Annotated in this window: 13 protein-coding genes and 1 pseudogene; 7 read left to right on the plus strand and 7 right to left on the minus strand. The window is 59.5% G+C overall.

Annotated features, from left to right (window positions below; translation table 11 throughout):
- Nucleotides 1-1644: molybdopterin cofactor-binding domain-containing protein (locus AAAC48_RS01740; protein ID WP_340652518.1), on the plus strand; the 1644-nt coding region annotated here is incomplete at its 5' end.
- 40 nt (nt 1645-1684) lie between these two features.
- Here the strand turns inward: AAAC48_RS01740 and AAAC48_RS01745 are convergent.
- From AAAC48_RS01745 to AAAC48_RS01770, 6 genes are all read right to left on the minus strand, one after another.
- On the minus strand, nt 1685-2698 hold the full coding sequence (locus AAAC48_RS01745) for a ScyD/ScyE family protein (protein WP_340652519.1): 1014 nt from the start codon (nt 2696-2698) through the stop codon (nt 1685-1687).
- The gene (locus AAAC48_RS01750) at nt 2677-3375 is read right to left on the minus strand and encodes an SUMF1/EgtB/PvdO family nonheme iron enzyme (RefSeq protein ID WP_340652530.1); all 699 of its coding nucleotides are present in this window, start codon (nt 3373-3375) and stop codon (nt 2677-2679) included. The genes AAAC48_RS01745 and AAAC48_RS01750 overlap by 22 nt, the downstream gene beginning before the upstream one ends.
- Nucleotides 3376-3421: 46 nt before the next feature.
- Nucleotides 3422-4483, minus strand: coding sequence for an ABC transporter ATP-binding protein (locus AAAC48_RS01755; protein ID WP_340652520.1), 1062 nt, complete (start codon nt 4481-4483; stop codon nt 3422-3424).
- 5 nt (nt 4484-4488) lie between these two features.
- A complete protein-coding gene (locus AAAC48_RS01760; RefSeq protein WP_340652521.1) occupies nt 4489-5358 on the minus strand; it encodes a carbohydrate ABC transporter permease in 870 nt (289 codons plus the stop codon).
- Nucleotides 5359-5360: 2 nt separating this feature from the next.
- Nucleotides 5361-6284 (minus strand): sugar ABC transporter permease, encoded by a 924-nt coding sequence (locus tag AAAC48_RS01765; protein ID WP_340652522.1) that lies wholly within the window; start codon nt 6282-6284, stop codon nt 5361-5363.
- A 106-nt stretch (nt 6285-6390) separates the two neighbouring features.
- Entirely contained in the window at nt 6391-7650 is a 1260-nt protein-coding gene (locus AAAC48_RS01770) for an ABC transporter substrate-binding protein (protein ID WP_340652523.1), read from the minus strand.
- Between the two features lie 1841 nt (nt 7651-9491).
- Between AAAC48_RS01770 and AAAC48_RS01775 the strand changes: the two genes are divergently transcribed.
- Entirely contained in the window at nt 9492-10280 is a 789-nt protein-coding gene (locus tag AAAC48_RS01775; RefSeq protein ID WP_340652524.1) for a universal stress protein, read from the plus strand.
- A gap of 77 nt (nt 10281-10357) precedes the next feature.
- Nucleotides 10358-10813: an OsmC family protein gene (locus AAAC48_RS01780; protein WP_340652525.1), complete on the plus strand. Its 456-nt coding sequence runs from the start codon at nt 10358-10360 to the stop codon at nt 10811-10813.
- A 300-nt stretch (nt 10814-11113) separates the two neighbouring features.
- Here the strand turns inward: AAAC48_RS01780 and AAAC48_RS01785 are convergent, their stop codons facing one another.
- Entirely contained in the window at nt 11114-12172 is a 1059-nt protein-coding gene (locus AAAC48_RS01785) for a LacI family DNA-binding transcriptional regulator (RefSeq protein ID WP_340652526.1), read from the minus strand.
- Nucleotides 12173-12289: 117 nt separating this feature from the next.
- Here AAAC48_RS01785 and AAAC48_RS01790 point away from each other — a divergent pair, with 117 nt between their 5' ends.
- The 4 genes and pseudogenes from AAAC48_RS01790 to AAAC48_RS01805 form a co-directional block, all read left to right on the plus strand.
- Nucleotides 12290-13390, plus strand: coding sequence for a glycoside hydrolase family 88 protein (locus tag AAAC48_RS01790; RefSeq protein WP_340652527.1), 1101 nt, complete (start codon nt 12290-12292; stop codon nt 13388-13390).
- Nucleotides 13387-14223 (plus strand): 5-dehydro-4-deoxy-D-glucuronate isomerase, encoded by an 837-nt coding sequence (kduI, locus tag AAAC48_RS01795; protein WP_340652528.1) that lies wholly within the window; start codon nt 13387-13389, stop codon nt 14221-14223. The genes AAAC48_RS01790 and kduI overlap by 4 nt, the downstream gene beginning before the upstream one ends.
- The gene (locus AAAC48_RS01800) at nt 14220-16703 is read left to right on the plus strand and encodes a hypothetical protein (RefSeq protein ID WP_340652529.1); all 2484 of its coding nucleotides are present in this window, start codon (nt 14220-14222) and stop codon (nt 16701-16703) included. Before kduI ends, AAAC48_RS01800 begins: the two co-directional genes overlap by 4 nt.
- A 71-nt stretch (nt 16704-16774) precedes the next feature.
- Nucleotides 16775-16964, plus strand: a pseudogene (locus tag AAAC48_RS01805) (carbohydrate ABC transporter substrate-binding protein); the annotation flags it as partial.

Below are 16964 nucleotides of genomic sequence, written 5' to 3' on the forward strand. Positions count from 1 at the left end.
GCTCTGCCCGTACCCGAGAAGGTGACGCTGAAAAATCCAAAGGACTTCCGCATCATCGGCCGTCCTACGGCCCGCCTCGACGCGCGCGCCAAGAGCAGCGGCCAACAGGATTTCGGCATCGACTTCCCGCTGCCCGGACAACTTACCGCCGTAGTGGCCCGTCCCCCTGTCTTCGGGGCCCGCATCGCCTCTTTGGATGACAGCGCGGCGCGCGCCATAAAGGGTGTGAAGGCCGTCCTGCGGGTGCCGTTGGATGGTGACGCCGAAGGCGTTGCCGTAGTGGCAGACGGATATTGGCGAGCCACTCAGGGCCGAGATGCTCTGAAGCTGGAGTGGAACACATCGGCTGTCGAGAAAGTCGACAGCGAACGGCAACTCGCCCAGTATCGCGAGATGGCCGCTCGCCCCGGCCCGCGCAAGTTCGACGCCGACATGGCGCCGCTCGATACAGCGCCGCGACAACTGGAAGCCGAGTTCGTTTTCCCGTATCTCGCTCACGCGGCCATGGAGCCTTTGAATTGCACCGTTGCGCTGAGCGACGTTAGCGCCGAGCTGTGGGTCGGCAGCCAATGCGCAGGACTCGACGCCGGTGCGGCAGCTGGTGTGCTGGGCTTAAAGCCCGAGCAGGTCGTCCTGCATGTACAGATGGCGGGCGGTGGTTTTGGCCGGCGTTTCTCCAGTACGAGCGATACCGTGGTCGAGGCATGTCAGATCGCCAAGGCTGCGCGTGCAGCCGGGCTGAATGTACCGATCCGCACGCTGTGGAGCCGCGAGGACGATATCAGGGGCGGGTTTTACCGCCCCATGCACTTGCACCGGGCCCGCATCGGATTCGATGAACACGGCAAAGTGCTGGCCTGGGACCACGTCATTGTTGGCCAGTCCATCACCACCGGCACCGTGTTCGGCGAGTTCCAGGTGAAAGACGGCATCGACGCCACAGCGACTGAAGGCATGCGGGAGCCCTACCCGCTTCCGATGCGCGTGACGGTGCATCATCCCAAGGTCAACGTGCCTGTGCTCTGGTGGCGCAGCGTGGGTTCAACTCACACTGCCTTCGTGATGGAGACGTTGCTCGACGAAATCGCCCGAGCGACGGACCAGGACCCGGTTGCCTACCGCATGCAGCTCTTCGGCGACAATCACCCCCGGCATCGCGATGCGTTGCAGCTCGCCGTGGACAAGAGCGGCTACGGCAAAACGCCCCTGCCTGAGGGCAGAGCTTGGGGCGTGGCTGTGCACGAGTCCTTCGATTCGGTGGTGGCTTACGTGGTGGAAGCTTCCGTCACGGACGCCCAGCCGAAGCTGCACCGGGTCACGGCTGGCGTGCACTGTAATCTGGCAGTGAACCCAAAAACCGTGGAAGCCCAGGTTCAGGGCGCGGCGGTCATGGGTCTGTCGATGTGCCTGGCCGGCTCGGCCATCACACTCAAGGACGGCGTCGTCGAGCAAAGCAACTTTGGCGACTATACCGTGGCGCGCATCACAGACGTTCCCGAGTTCGATGTCCACATCGTGCCCAGCGCCGAGCCGCCCACGGGCATGGGCGAGCCCGGCCTGCCGCCGCTCGCTCCTGCCTTTGCCAATGCGGTTGCGCGGTTGACCAGCAAGTCACTGCGACAGTTACCGTTCGACTTGGCATAGTGCGCACGGGTGCGAACCCACCGCCCGAAAAGGCGGCAAGCTAATTTGCTTTCGACGGCTTTGGCTCACGGGTCAGAACATGGAGATTGCCGCCCAGCTCGGAAACGACGAGCCTTCGCTCGTCCCAGACGAGGACGGAGACGGGCCGCGTCAGACCTTCAAGAATGATCTCCCGGTGGCCTGTCGTCTTGTCGAGCCGGAGCAAACGACCGCTGCCTTTCTGGAATCCTTCCTTCTGATCGAAGATGCCGTGTTCGAGAACGAGGATCCCGCCATCGTTGTCGAAGGCGATGCCGACGGGCGCATTCAGGCCTTCGACTTCAAGCCGCGGTGTTGTCGTGCCACCAGCTTCGGCGATCGATACCACCTTTCCGGCGCCCGCCAGGAAGGGAAAGCCGCCGAACAGCGCGACATGAAGGCGTCCATCGCGAAGCGCGATGCCGGTCGGCACCGCGTCGATTTCGTAACTGTTTCCTGCAGCGAACTCTGTCGGCGAAAGGCTGCGCATTGCCGTTGCCGTCTCCCGGCGGAAGCTTATGATCGTGTCTTTCCGGCCGTCCGCTTGCACGCGTTCGACGCTGTTTCGTGCGGCATCGATCACGTAGTAGGTTTCGCCCGCCGCAATCAAGTCGAACGGATTCCAGAAATCGTTGTTGATGACACGGATCTCACCAGCGCCGTCGAGCGCGACGAGCGCATGGTCAAGCGGACTGGCGTCGGCGTCGACCGGCGTCCATCCCTGCGCGACAATATGGATGTCGCCGGCGCGGACGACGCGGTAGGGACCCGTAGGGTCGCCCATCACGTCGAGGCCATGGGGAAAGGCGGGGCCGAATGCTACAAGCTTGCCGTCCGCGCCGCGCCGATAAAGCCGGCCGCTGGCGAGATCGGTGACGAGCAGCACCTCGCCGTCGCGTGATAGGCCGGCGAATGCGGCACCCGGCACGCTGATCGTCTCAAGCCTGTAGCCGGACGCAACCGTAGGCTCGGCGCCGGCGCCGGCCGCCAGGAAAATAAGACCGACGGCAATCATCAGGGCGCGGAGCGGACACATCGGAAGCCTCCATTGGCTGAGAAGCGGAATTCTGGATCATAAGCGAGGCGATAGGTTGTCGTGAGGTGGGCGGGGTCACTGTTCCAGGAGCCGCCGCGCAGCACGCGGTATCGTCCGTCGGGCTCACCTTCATAGGGCGCGTAGATATCGCGCGTCCACTCCCAGACATTGCCAATGAGATTGAGGACGCCCTCGCTGCTCGCGCCATGGGTAAAAGATTCCGCCGGCGCGGTCATGAAATAGCCGTCGCGCGCATCACCGGAACAGCAGGCATCGGCGCCGGAATTTGCGCGCGTGGCGTCCGGCGGGGCCATGCCCCATGGAAACGCCTCACCGTCTGTTCCCCGCGCTGCCCGCTCATACTGCTGCTCCGACGGCAGGGCCAGGCCATGGTAGCGGCAAAAGGCATCGGCATCGCCCCAGCTTACCCCGACGACTGGTCGGTCATCCGATCCCAATATCGGGTGGTTGGCGTAGAAGGACGGTCGGTGGCCTGTCGCACCGACGAAGCGTCGATATTGCAGGTTTGTGATCTCGGTGCGATTAATCGCGAACGCCCCGCCCTCCAACACGCGGCGCGGGCGTTCGTTTTCGGGGCCGTCGTCGCGGCCAAAGACAAACGCGCCAGCGGCAATTTCAATCAGGGGATTGCCGGCGATGGGACCGTCATCGGTCATCGCCGCGCCAGATGTCACAATAATCACCAAGGCTGCCGCCCATACGTCAGAGGTCGACGCGATATTGAGTCTCCCGGTTGAACAGAAACACGCGATCCGTCGTGACCTTTACACCGATCGGCTGATCGATCTGACCGGTAAAATTCTTGTCGGCGCGCAGGGTCATGAGCTGACTGCCCAGCCGCAGGCTGACGAACGTGCTCTCTCCGGTGAGCTCCACCGAATAGATCGGCGCGACCAGATTGATGCCGGCGCTGTCGACTCCCGCCACATGGACGTCCTCCGGACGGACACCGAGGACGGCGCGGGAGATGTTTGCCCGGCCGAGCCCCTCCACCCTGAAGCCGTCACTGGCGAAAACGCCGTTTTTCATCTCTCCCGGAATGAGGTTCATCGGCGGCGAGCCGATAAATCCTGCAACGAAGAGCGTGCGCGGATTGTTGTAGATTTCCCTCGGCGTTCCAAGCTGCTCGATCACGCCTTTGTTCATCACAGCGACGCGGTGAGCGAGTGTCATCGCCTCGATCTGGTCGTGGGTAACATAGATCGTTGTGACCTGAAGCTCATGCTGGAGGTGCTTCAACTCCGCGCGCATCTGAGTGCGAAGCTTGGCGTCGAGATTGGACAGCGGCTCATCCATGAGAAAGACACGCGGCGTGCGGACGATGGCGCGTGCGAGCGCTACGCGCTGGCGCTGGCCGCCGGAGAGTTCCTTCGGGAGACGCGACAGCATCGAGTCGAGTTCCACGCGCCGCGCGACCTCGGCGATTTGCCGCTTGCGTTCGGCAGGCGGAACTTTGCGGATCTTCAGCGGGTAGCCGATATTGTCCTCGACGGTGAGGTGGGGATACAGCGCATAGGACTGGAAGACCATCGCGACATCGCGATATTTAGGTAGGACACCGTTGATGCGCTCCGCGTCGATGTAGATGTCGCCTGACGTGGCCTCCTCCAGGCCGGCAACCATGCGCATGGTCGTTGTCTTGCCGCAGCCAGAGGGCCCGAGCAGAACGAGAAACTCCTTATCCATGACCTTGAGGTTGAAGTCGGCCACGGCGACAAATTCGCCGAACTTCTTGCTGACGTTGTTAAATGTGACGGACGCCATAGGTCTCAACCTTTGACGGCACCCAGGGACAGCCCCCGGACGAGATGCTTTTGGACGATGAAGGCGAAGATGACGATCGGCACGCAAGCCATGAAACCCGCCGCACTGATTTCGCCCCAATAGGTCTTGTATTGCGTCACCCGCCCGGCAATGCCAATCGGCAAGGTTTGCGACTGCTCAGTCAGCGTGATGATGAGCGAAAGCAGGAACTCGTTCCACGAGATTATCAGGCAGAAAATGGCCGTTGCCGCGAGGCCGGGCCGGGCCAAAGGCAACGCCACGTGCAGAAACGCCCCCCACCGCGTGTCGCCGTCGACTATCGCTGCCTCCTCGAGCTCGACCGGAAGATCCTGGAAGTAACTTTTCATCATCCAGGTCGCGAAGGGCAGGTTGAAGGCGGTGTAGGCAATAATGAGAGCCGACTTTGTGTTGAGCATGTCGAAGTAGTTGAAGAACAGGTAAAGCGGAATGATGCTGACGATCGGCGGCATCATGCGCGTCGACAGGATCCAGAACGATATCTGCTTTCGCCATTGCCACGGATAGCTGAACCGCGCCAAGGCATAGCCGGCCATGGTGCCGAAGCTTACGGAAACGATCGTCGTTCCCATGGCAACCAGGAAGCTGTTTAGAGCGTAGCGCAGGAACGGACGTTGGACGAACGCTTCGTCGTAGTGCTTCAGCGTCGGGTGCCGGGGTAGCCACTCCGGCGGCACGGCGAAGATGTCGATATCAAACTTGAACGAGTTGGCCGCGATCCAATAGACAGGGAAAAGTGCGACCACGAGCGCGACCAGGATCGTCAGATAGGCTGACAGACGGACGAACAGCTCCCTGCTGCGCTTGTGGGTGGGTATCGTTGATGGCGTCGCCATGTTCATTCCGCCAGCCGCATACGCTTCATGAACCAGGTGCTTAGAATGATTGTCGCGAAGAGAACAAACAGCGAAATCGCCGCGGCATAGCCTGTATCGGCAAAGCGGTAGGCAACCTGATAGATATAAAGGCTCAATACCTTGGTCCGGTCAGCTGGCCCCCCGCCCGTCAGGACGAAGACGAGGTCGAAAAGACGCAATGCATCCATGACGCGCAAGAGCAAGGCAATGGCGATGACCGGCTTGAGGAATGGCAGCGTCAGATCCCAGAACTGCCGCCAAGACGAGGCGCCGTCAAGCGCGGCGGCTTCATAGGGCTCGACGGGCAGGCTGGCAAGGCCCGCCAGCATCAGCAGGAACATGAAGGGTGTCCATTGCCAGACATCGGCGACGATGATCGAGAACATCGCGAGGCTCGCGTCGCCTGCCCATGCCTGCAACGGAAGGCCTAGACGGAACATGATTTCATTCAGGACGCCGAACTGAGGTTCGTAGATAATCTTCCATGTGATCGCTACGGCGATCGGCGGCAGCATCATCGGAATCATCAGGACCGTCTTCAGAAACGTCAGTCGGCGGATATACTTGTCGAGGAGGAGCGCTAGGCCAAGACCGAGAAGAAACTCGACCGTCACTGCCGAGACCGTAAATATTATGGTATTCCGGAGCGCGACGTGGAATTGTCCGTCGGAAAGAAGCCGCGCGAAATTGCCGGAGCCGACGAACTCCCAGGGCAAATCAGGGTTCGGGCTGATCTTGTGAACCGCCGCATAGAACATGTAGATGCTGGGAAAGATCGTTAGCGCCAGCAATATGAGTACCGTCGGCGCAAGCATGAGAATGCGCAAATGGCGCTCCACCCACCGCTCCAGACCGCCACCCAGTTGAGGCTGCCCCATCAATGTGCCGTTGTCGACCTTCAGCATTGGCCTCTCCCTAGAGCCCTGTCTTGGCACGCCTCAATTGCCGGGGCACTGCCGGCGCCGTGGCGGGAGCGGGATCCGAAAGCCCCGCTCCGAATCAATCCATTCTCTATTTAAGGCCCGTAATCTGTTCGACCGCCGCCTGTGCGTTCTTCAGGGCCTCCTCCGGTGTGATCGTGCCCGCCACGGCCTTGGAAAGCTCTATACCGAAGGCATTTTCGATCTCCGGCCACTTCGGGTGACGCGGACGGGGGGTCGAGGCCTGGATCGCTGCCATCAATACGGGATAGTGTCGGAACTTTTCCTGCGACGTCAGTTGCGGGTCGGTAAAGACCGAGGTCCGGACGGGCGGATTACCGCGCTCGGCGGAAATTTTGATTTGCTCGGGCGAGGTCGCCCAGAGCATGAAGTCGAATGCTTCCTGCTTGTTTTTTGAAGCCGACATGATGCCCATGGTCCAGTGGCCGATTTCCGAGCTGCCGGGCTTCGTGCCGGCCGGAATTGTGGTGTAGGAGATCTTGCCGACCATCTTCGACTGGCTCGGATCTTCAAAAGTTGCAACCCAGTTCGGCCAGTTGATCGATGAAGCCGCCGTACCGGCGGCGAGAGCCGTGCCAACCTCATTGGCATTATAGCTCTCGACCCCCTTCGGCGAGACATCGCGTAACGCTATGAATGTCTTCATGGCGGCTGCCCCTTCTGGCGTGTCAATCGTCACCTTGGTCCGGTCGGCATTGAAAAGATCGGCACCATAGGACCAGAAGATCGGCATGAAATCCGCAACCACCGGGTTACCCTGACCGCCGCGGAAAACGTACCCGAAATAGCGGCCCCCGCCGCTTTCAGTCAGCGTCTTGCCCACCTTCAGCACGTCATCCCAGGTCTTCGGCGTCTCGATGCCGGCTTCCTTGTACTTGGCGGCGTCATAGAAGAACATCTGCGCATTCCCCACATAGGGCAGGCAAACATAGGGTCCCGTATTGTAGGGGTTGCGGCATATCGCCAACGACTTCGATAGGAAATCGCTGTCCGGTCCTTCCAGTCCGGCTTTCTTGAAATAGGCCGTCAAATCCTCCAGATGCCCGTTCTCGGCGAAGAACGGAATCCACGGGTCGTCCATGAGGATGATATCGAAGACACCGGACTTGGTCGAACCGGCATTGACACCCTGTTCGAAAACATTGGCATACGGCGCCTGGACGATCTCTAGCTTGCTGCCCTTCACCTTCGAGTAGTCGGCGGCGGCGGCCCTAAGACCGTCGCCTTCGCTGCTCGACGGTACGAGGATTGTGATATCGGCCCATGCGGCTCCAGTGATTGCAAGTGTGGACGCCGCAATAGCCAAGGTGAAGAGAAGTTTGCGAACCATGGTTTCCTCCCTTGCTGGATTGCTGATTAAGCGCTCCTCCCGGGGGACTGTGGCCTCGGCCCGCCTCCGGACCTCGTCATCCCGACCGGCTTCCGGACGGGGTGGGTATTAATTGCTCTTTCCTCTTAGAATGTTGATTACGCTCTCCATTTTCGCGCTTGTCAAGCAGATGCTCTAGGCCTAGGACCCCGCTATTATCGATCTGTTTAAAATGAGTTCATCGCGCGGCGATGGCATTAACTCCTAATAATATCAATGGGATATATCATCATAACTATTGTGACATGTTGTACCGGGAATCGTGCGTGGTGCTTGCATGGCGGTTATCGCCTCGCTGTCTATGGCGGTGGACCTTGTTCTGTGTCTCCACCTTCTGGCTCTCGGGTTTTGTTTAGAAACTCGGCCACTCTGGTGACGGAAATCGGCGACCTTGGCCGTGACGTTATCAAAGCCGGGCATCGAATGCTTCGCGCGGTCCGGCCGCGGTATACGACAAATCGACAACGATGGCGGCACAAGCCGCGATGAAGGAGTTCTTGTCTGGAGTCTTCCACCTAAGCCGATGTCATAACGCTCGGCTAACCAAATTCCTCAGGGTGACCTGAGGCCAAGCGAGGGGTATCGGTTCGGGAGAAGTCATGCCGTCGAAATGCACAAATAAATATAATCCCTTGGGGCCGTCCGGGTGTATTCTACTCGGGCCGACCGCGACGACGGCATCTCCTCCCCGAGCCCGCGCCGAGCGGTCAGGCCCTCTGGGAGAAGCCGCCGCAGGCCACGTCACCTCCACAGCGACCGGCTTTCAGCACTTCTCCCACTTTTTTCCGGACTGACTGCCACCCAATCCATCAATTCCGTGAACCATTTTTCGGTGGCAAGATTCATAACATTGGTTAGTTGGGGTACGCGTCGGGGTGTAACGCAAAGATGGCACAGCTCCCCCCACCATGCTGCGTCTCGCTTCTTCGTTTTTTAGTGTCGTTCTTCACGTTATATCGCTTACCTAAGGTTGAGTTGGGCTTTACACTGATGACAAGGGTTTTGTTGCATATGTGAGACGTACCCATACGGTCAGGCTTGACCGGATGCGGACAACAATGGCCTGGGCGGCGTCAGTTCAGATTCGCGCAGTGCCAGGCCGCTTGCAGTCCCGCAAAAGCGGTCGCAACCCGAATGGGCGGAGATGGCCACTTTGACCGGCTTCAGGCAAAGCCTAGAGCGCGGTCGCATAGCGATGTGCCCTGCCCGCTTTGCACGTTGTTCTGGATCTAATCGCTTGTGCCCCTCGCCACGACGCGGGGCCAAGAGAATAAACCAAACTATGGTTACAGTTAAAGCATTCCCCGCAGAAACGTGAAGGGCGCAATAGCGACCAATAGCAAACCGCCCGCTCGCCCAATCCAGGCGGCCACGCGTTGCCATCAATGCCACCCGCCATAGACAATGAGCTGCACGAAGGCTGTCATCGATCCCATCAACAAGCCCTGCGGCCATAGCGGGCCGTCATCAGACTTCATAAACTGCGGATAAGTTGCGAAAATAAAGAGCCATGCCTTCGGATTAAGAATGCAGATGATGGCTCCTTGAAAGAACACAGCACTCGAGGATCCAATGTAAAATTTTCGACGGAGCCAATTTTGCCGGAGGCAGATCCAGACCATCAGAATCGCTGGCGTGCACGCTTAAGAGCGTAGGGAACCATGATGCGCATGCGGCGTTAAAACATATGGCAGTTGGGCTGCACCTTAACCGCCTCCATCGGCTAATGCGCCCTACGTAGCGACGTTTTTCGGGCGCCCTAAGAAGGGGTTCTTCGCGCGCCGCCTTTAGCGGAGGTAACTATGTCGTATAAGGATATCATCGTCTACCTGGACGCCAGCGACCTAAACGAGGCGCGGGTCGAGACTGCGATCAAAATAGCTGCGCAACACAACGCTAAGCTGACCGGCGTCGACATCAGTACAGCCGCAGCTTTCGAAGGCGAAAGGCGCGAACGGGCGCAGGCTATCCAGGGCACATTTGAGAAGATGGTTCGGACAGCGGGGCTGGAAGCGGAATGCCGCGTTGCGAGCACTTCAGCCAAGACTGCCCAGGAACTCTTCTCGCTCTCGCATTGCGCGGATTTCATCGTCGCGAGCCAGCCCCATCCGGACAGCGCTCATCTCACGGCGGCGGCAGTTCCCAAAGACGTGCTGCTTGCGTCGGGCGTCCCGATGCTCATCCTGCCTACCGGGTGGGAAGCAAAGGATCCTGTCGGGCGGCGCATCCTCTTGGCGTGGAATTTCAGCCGGGAATCGACACGCGCTCTCCACGACTCTATGCCGATGCTCGCCAAGGCCGAGAGTGTCGTGCTGTTCGTCTTCGACGCAAACTTCGATTCACACCGTTCCGACCTGCTGGATGTTGTGGCTCACCTCGAACGACATGGGATCAAAGTGACGGTCGATGGTTGGCGGGGGACCGGAGATGTCGACACGATCGGCGCGATGTTTGCAAGTCTGGATCGCGAGGAAGCCGACTTGATCGTCGCCGGAGCCTACGGGCATTCGCCTCTCTCGGAATCCCTGTTTGGAGGCGTCTCTGAACAGCTACTCCATAACGTCTCCATGCCGGTCGTCATGTCCCATTGACCCGAGCGCTAAATGTTTAGAGATCATCGATGTCCTCTGGTCTATGATCGACGCATTGTCACGACAGGACGAGTCTCATGAAAGCACGTATCAAATGGGTGGAAGATCGGACCTTCATCGGCGAGTCCGGGAGCGGCCACAAAGTTGTACTTGGGACGGCCTTCGGGCCGGAGGGACGAACACCGGGGCCAAGTCCCATGGAGCTAGTATTGATTGGCACCGGGGGTTGTTCGGCCTTCGATGTCGTCCACATCCTCGAAAAGGCCCGAGAGGCGATAGAGGACTGTGTCGTCGAGATCGACGCAGAGCGTGCGGAGCAGGACCCGAAAGTCTTTACCCGCCTTCATATGCACTTCGTGGTCAAAGGGCGTTGCCTAGCTGCGAATAAGATCGAGCGTGCCATCTCGCTGTCGGTCGAAAAATACTGCTCGGCGTCAGCGATGCTAGCCAAGACTGCCACGATCACCCACGACTTTGTGGTGTTGACACCGCTTCGACCATTGAATCTTAGTGCCACGAAGACGTGGCATTAAACGGGCGATTTCGTCAGTGCCGGGTTTGAGCACGTGTTCTGGAAGGTCGAACGATGGCACTCAAATAGAGTGGCATTACCACCAGCTCCTAGCGAGCCATTATGCAACTTTCGAAACACATATCGAGAACATCAAGGCCGTTAGCTCTCAAAAGTGGCGATAGCTAATAGGGACAAACGTTCGTTTGAAATGCCGATAGCAGCGGATTCTCATTGGCGAACCGAGGTCCACAATGCCCTTTAAGATTCCAGGATGCCAACTCTCCCAAACAATAATGCCTGCAATCTGGCTTGTGACATTCTATCCACTTGGAGTACGCCGTGGGCCCGTTGATGACCGCTCGACGAGGTGGCAGGCAAGTTCCACACGGCGCGGCGGCATCGGCAGACCGGATAGATTATCTCGCAAAAGATCGAGCGCTGCCGAGCCGATTTCGCGCATGGGAATGTGCATGGTCGTCAGCGGTGGGTTCAAGAAAGCCGCCTGGGGTAGGTTATCCATTCCCATGACCGACACGTCGCCTGGCACCGAGAAACCCTTCTGTTGAACGCCCATCATTGCGCCGACTGCAAGACTGTCGCCGGCGGCAAGAACCGCCGTAAAATCCAGACCACGTGCGTCTATGCGCGAAGCGATGGCCTGTGCCGCGAGTTCCGGCAACCAGTCTTCGACCTGAACGACGAGATCCTCATCTACGGATAGACCGCTGTAATGCAGAGCGTCCTGCCAGCCCTCGTAGCGCCGTTCGATCGTTCGCCGCCCCGGCCGCATCAAAAACAGGATGCGCTGGTGACCGAGATCAATCAAGTGATCTGCCGCCAGTCGCGCACTTGATCGATTGCAGGGCGTCACGCTGGAGAGCCTCATAAACGGATCGTCACCGTTCAGAAGGACGATCGGCTTATCGAAGCCACGCGTTGCGGCGAGCATATCCTCGTCGTCCACGGTGAGAAAAAGAACACCCGCAACTTGGGGATCTTCACGCGCTTCTCTCAGCACTGCCAGTTCCTCGTTCCTGTCGGCGATCGGGCGCGTAACGATCTCAAGTCCAAGCGCCAGTGCGCGCTCTTTCAGTCCCTCCAGGACGTAGAGCGTGAACTGATTGCGCACATAGTCGATCATGGCAGCGCTGGATGCCGCCAGGATGACTTTCTGCCCCGCTACCGCCGTCGGGATGGCATAGTTGCCGATCTTGGCCGCTTCAAGAATTTGTTGGCGGATCTCTGGCCGAACCCCTTTTTCGCCGGCCAAGGCACGCGAAGCAGTGCTGAGGGACACGCCGCAAATTTCGGCGATGTCTACCAGACGCACGCGCCGGCTCTTCTTCCCGCGCTTACCGGGCAATGGTTTAGCAGCCATCGTCGGATCTCCTTTGCCGCAATCATGAAAAAAATTTTCAGATTGCGCAAGAAAATTCATCATGCATTATCTGGCCAAAGAGCCGCCCGTAAGAGGGGACTGATTGGGAGGAGCGCTATGGGCCCGAATGGCCGCGATATTCGTATGGGCCTCGATCGACTTGTCGCAGGAATGGCCGGCCTCAAGCATGAAGGTCGCTTCCATGAGCCGAATCTCGACGGCACTGCCGGCGACTACATCAGCTTCGACAGTTGGGAATGGCCGCAAGGCGTCGGACTCTATGGGCTGATCCGGCTTTGGCTGTTCACGGGGCGCGATGATCTTCGCCGGCTCGTGGAAAACTGGTACGCGGATCGGCTCGAGGCTGGACTGCCGCAACTCAACGTCAACACAACCGCACCGATGCTTGGCCTTTCCGTTCTCTGGGCAAAGACGGGCGATCCACGCTGGAAGCCGCTGTTGGATGACTGGGCAACCCGTGTGATTTCGGAAATGGGACGGACGCCGGAAGGCGGCTTCGAACATCATGTGTCTGACAAGATCAATGACAACGAACTTTGGGACGACACACTCTATATGGTCGCACTGTTCCTGGCTTCCTATGGCCAAGCGAGCGGACGACAGGAACTGATCGATGAGGCATCGCGGCAATTCCTTGTTCATGCGCGCTACCTCGCCGACACGCATACAGGCTTGTGGTTTCATGGCTGGACCTTCAACGGCCGGCACAATTTCGCCGAGGCACGTTGGGCGCGCGGCAATGCCTGGATCACGGCAGGCATCCTCGATCTTTTCGACCTCGCCGAGATGGCAAGACCTGTCAAGGACTACCTGCAGGGCGTTCTCGTTGCACAGGTCAATGCGCTATTGCCGCTTCAGACAGCGTCCGGCGCATGGCGCACGCTGCTCGACGACGCCACCTCCTATGAAGAGATCTCCGCAACGGCCGGCATCGGCTACGGCCTGTTGAAGGGTTACCGCCTTGGTTTAGGAACGCCCGCATGGCGAACATCGGGCCTGAAGGCTTTGCGGGCGGTGATGAACAATATCGATGAGACCGGCACAGTGCTCAATGTCTCCTATGGCACGCGCATGGGCCACGATCTCCAATTCTACAGAGATATTCCGATCCAGCCGACGGGCTACGGACAGGCCTTGGCGATCTTGTGCCTTTCGGAAGCATTGCAGCACGTTGGAGCAGAAGGACAAGCGGCATGACGATGAAGGTTTTGTACGGGACGGCCCCGGAGGATATCAAGAACTATGACACGGAGCGCCTCCGCAGTGCGTTTCTCGTCACCGAGCTGTTTGCGGCGGACACCATCAATTTCACCTATACGCATGTCGATCGCCTTATCCTCGGCGGTGCTATGCCGGTCTCAGAAAGCCTGTCCTTCGGATCAGGGACCGACATCGGCACGCCGTACCTCTTGTCGGCGCGCGAATTGGGAATTGCCAATCTCGGCGGAGCGGGCACCGTTACTGTCGATGGCAAGGTTTTCACGCTGCAAAACCGTGACGTTCTCTATGTGGGCCGCGGCGCCAAGCAGATAACCGTGGCGAGCCTCTCGGCCGGCATCCCTGCCCGGTTCTACATGAACTCAGTGCCGGCCGGTGTCGACCTCCCTCACCGGCTGATAACCAAGGCGGAGTCAAAGCCGCTCGATCTTGGCGATGCGCGTCGATCGAACAAGCGCCGCCTTGCCATGTATATCCATCCGGAAGTTGCGCCATCATGCCTGCTGCTGATGGGTATCACCGATCTTGCCGAAGGCAGCGTATGGAACACCATGCCGCCGCACCTGCACGAGCGGCGGATGGAAGCCTATTGCTACTTCGACATGGCGCAGGAAGACCGGGTCGTCCACCTGATGGGCCGACCCGAAGAGACCCGTCATCTACTCGTTGCCAACGGCGACGCCGTGCTTTCCCCCGCCTGGTCGATCCACATGGGTGCAGGGACCGGTCCTTACGCGTTCGTCTGGGGCATGACCGGAGAAAACCAGGAATACAACGACGTGGCCCCGGTAGCTTTGGCGGATCTGAGATGATCGATATCAAATCCCACATGAAGCGAGCCCTGAAACCAGGTGAGGCAATTCGCTACTGGCAGCTCGGAGCAATCGCCGAAGAGCGTTTCGACGTTCCGGACACCCCGATGAAGGGTGAAATGGATCCCTTCTTCTTCCTGACCAAGCACAAAAATTTCATTCCACACGAGTATCCTTGCCGTACGATTTTTGCCGAGCGCTATCGCGGTCAACGGCCAGATGTGCGCGGTGCATTCGACGCCGCGCGGTGGTGGCTGCCCTTCGGCTCGCCGCGGCTCGATCTGTCAGGCTTCTGGTTCCGTCCGACGCGGCTTGCCACCTGGGCACGCACCTTTGTACACGCCGAAGAGGCCGGTGCTGCCAAGGTACGGCTCGGCACTTGCGGCGGCGCTGTGCTGTGGCTGAATGGCACCGAAGCCGGCTGGATGGCACCTTACAGCCGCAATCTCGAGGTGAAATCCGAATACGACTTGCCGCTCGTGGCAGGTATGAACGAGATCATCATTTTCTTCGACGATCTGGCCGAACGCGATGCGCGCTATTTCTTCCAGCTAGATTATCTGTCGGGCCCGGCTGCGAGCGTCGTCGTGCCGGTTCCATGCGCAAACGGGGTGGCGGAGAGTATAGAAGCCGCACTCGACAGTATGCATTTCGACCGCACCGCCTATTTCGATGGCGACATCACCCTGTTCTTTGCCAAGCCGCTGCCCGTCGACGTTGGGGTCAATGTCGCAGTCGAAGGTGACTTCATGTCCACCGAACGTTTCGACCTCGACTTCGTGCTGAGGGCGGGCGATGCGCGTCTGACCCTTGGCCCGTCGGGCAAGGCGCCAGCGGATTTTCGCCACTTCCGTATTTCACTCGACGCCGGTGGCTTTGTCGCGGCCCGCTCGCTGGGCGTCGAGATCTGCCATACAGGCCGCCAGGGAGCCGCCCCCGCCGCGCTTGCCGACCGGATTGCAGAAGCGCTGGACGAAATCTCCGAATTTTCCGAACGCGACACAGTTCGCGCCTTCGCGCGACTGGCGAGCGGCCGAGCGGGCGCCGACACCGACGCCATGATAGAGGAAATCCTGCCATCGATCGAAGATTGCCACGACTGCGCCGATTTTTCGATTGTTCCACTGATCTGGGCACGCACCGTCTGGGGCGCGGATATCAACGAACAGACGCGCGGCCGCATTGATCAGGCAATCCTCAACTATCGCTATTGGATGGACGAGCCAGGCAATGACGTTCAGTGGTATTTCTCCGAAAACCACGCGCTCCTGTTCCATACCTCGGCCTATCTTGCCGGGCACCTTCTGGCGGGCTCGACCTTTGCGCGCTCCGGCCGCAAGGGAGAGGAGCAGAGCAAAGTGGGTGCCACTCGCGTGCGTGCGTGGCTTGACCACTTCGAGGCATGGGAAATGGCGGAGTTCAATTCCGCGCCCTATTTCCCAATCGATCTCAAGGGTCTGACCGCACTCGCCGCCCTGTCGCCCGACGCAGACATCGCAGAACGAGCCAGGAACGGCATCGTGCGTCTGTGCGAGATCATCGCCCGCTCGGCTCACCACGGGATGGTCACGGCCGCCCAGGGTCGCTCCTATGAGCACACGCTTTGCGCTGGTCGCTCGCTGGAGCTTTCCGGTGTTGCGCGCCTGCTCTGGGGCAAGGGTTGGTATGGCCGCCGCGTCCACGCCTTGCCGCAGCTTGCCGTCTGCCTGCGCGATCATGGTCTGATCGTGCCGGCAACTTTGCAGATGGTCGCTTGCCATCAAGCTGACCAAAATCAGGAATGGCGTTTCGCGCAGGGAGAGAACAGCTTTGCCGCGCTCTACCATTACAAGAGCCGCGATTTCGCCATGGGATCGGCTGCACACTATCGCTGGAACGAATGGGGCTACCAGGAGACCGTCCTGCATCTGCGACTTGGAGAGCGTCCCGAAGCCACAATATGGATCAACCACCCCGGGGAGACAATTCAGTTCGGGTACGGCCGACCCTCCTATTGGGGCGGCTGCGGCACCCTGCCCCGCGCGCATCAATATCGGGGTCTGGCCGTGCTCGATTTTTCCACGTTCGACGAGCAGCCGGATTTCACCCACGCCTGGTTCCCCGTCGCCGAATTCGACGAAACCATCGTCAACGGCAATCTTGCGCTCGCCCGCGGTGGGCAAGGTGCGGTATTATTGCACGGCAACGCGGAACTTGTAGCTATCAAGGATGGCCCGTCCGCCAACGCGGAACTGCGCCAATATGGCCGCAAGACACGCTGGATCGTGCGCGTGTGCGCAGCGTCGGACCTGAAGATGGTCGAGGCCAGGTTCGCAGGTCTCGCCGTTAGCGAGGGCACGGACGGCACGCTCGTGATCGAGGATCCCGACTACGGCATTGTCAAATTTCATCGGGACGGATCAACGGAGGCTGAAGGCCGGACCATTTTGCCGAAGGATTTCACGATTGCCGGCGAGGTTATCATGCTGGCTGCCAAATAAGGCGGAGGGCCCGGGCCTAGGAAGCCGGTTTTACGAGCGGGAGAAGGCTCGTCCATAAGAGGAGGAAGGTTATGACCAAGACACGTACGATGCTAGCGGCATTCGCCGTCGGACTTTTGACATCGACGGCCGCCATCGCCGGAGACGTCCGCATCATGTGGTATTCCGACGGTGTGGAGGGCGACGTCCTGAAGGACCTCCTCGGCCGTTTCATGAAGGAAAACCCCGGGATCAATGTCATTCTCGACAATGTTTCCTATA

Origin of the sequence: Phyllobacterium sp., from assembly GCF_037994405.1 — a bacterium.
Taxonomy (GTDB): domain Bacteria; phylum Pseudomonadota; class Alphaproteobacteria; order Rhizobiales; family Rhizobiaceae; genus Phyllobacterium.

Excerpts from the sequence above, each read along its gene's own strand:
- AAAC48_RS01745 (WP_340652519.1), bottom strand. The coding sequence starts at position 2,698 with ATGTGTCCGCTCCGCGCCCTGATGATTGCCGTCGGTCTTATTTTCCTG.
- AAAC48_RS01750 (WP_340652530.1), bottom strand. The coding sequence starts at position 3,375 with ATGACCGATGACGGTCCCATCGCCGGCAATCCCCTGATTGAAATTGCC.
- AAAC48_RS01755 (WP_340652520.1), bottom strand. The coding sequence starts at position 4,483 with ATGGCGTCCGTCACATTTAACAACGTCAGCAAGAAGTTCGGCGAATTT.
- AAAC48_RS01760 (WP_340652521.1), bottom strand. The coding sequence starts at position 5,358 with ATGGCGACGCCATCAACGATACCCACCCACAAGCGCAGCAGGGAGCTG.
- AAAC48_RS01765 (WP_340652522.1), bottom strand. The coding sequence starts at position 6,284 with ATGCTGAAGGTCGACAACGGCACATTGATGGGGCAGCCTCAACTGGGT.
- AAAC48_RS01770 (WP_340652523.1), bottom strand. The coding sequence starts at position 7,650 with ATGGTTCGCAAACTTCTCTTCACCTTGGCTATTGCGGCGTCCACACTT.
- AAAC48_RS01775 (WP_340652524.1), top strand. The coding sequence starts at position 9,492 with ATGTCGTATAAGGATATCATCGTCTACCTGGACGCCAGCGACCTAAAC.
- AAAC48_RS01780 (WP_340652525.1), top strand. The coding sequence starts at position 10,358 with ATGAAAGCACGTATCAAATGGGTGGAAGATCGGACCTTCATCGGCGAG.
- AAAC48_RS01785 (WP_340652526.1), bottom strand. The coding sequence starts at position 12,172 with ATGGCTGCTAAACCATTGCCCGGTAAGCGCGGGAAGAAGAGCCGGCGC.
- AAAC48_RS01790 (WP_340652527.1), top strand. The coding sequence starts at position 12,290 with ATGGGCCCGAATGGCCGCGATATTCGTATGGGCCTCGATCGACTTGTC.
- kduI (WP_340652528.1), top strand. The coding sequence starts at position 13,387 with ATGACGATGAAGGTTTTGTACGGGACGGCCCCGGAGGATATCAAGAAC.
- AAAC48_RS01800 (WP_340652529.1), top strand. The coding sequence starts at position 14,220 with ATGATCGATATCAAATCCCACATGAAGCGAGCCCTGAAACCAGGTGAG.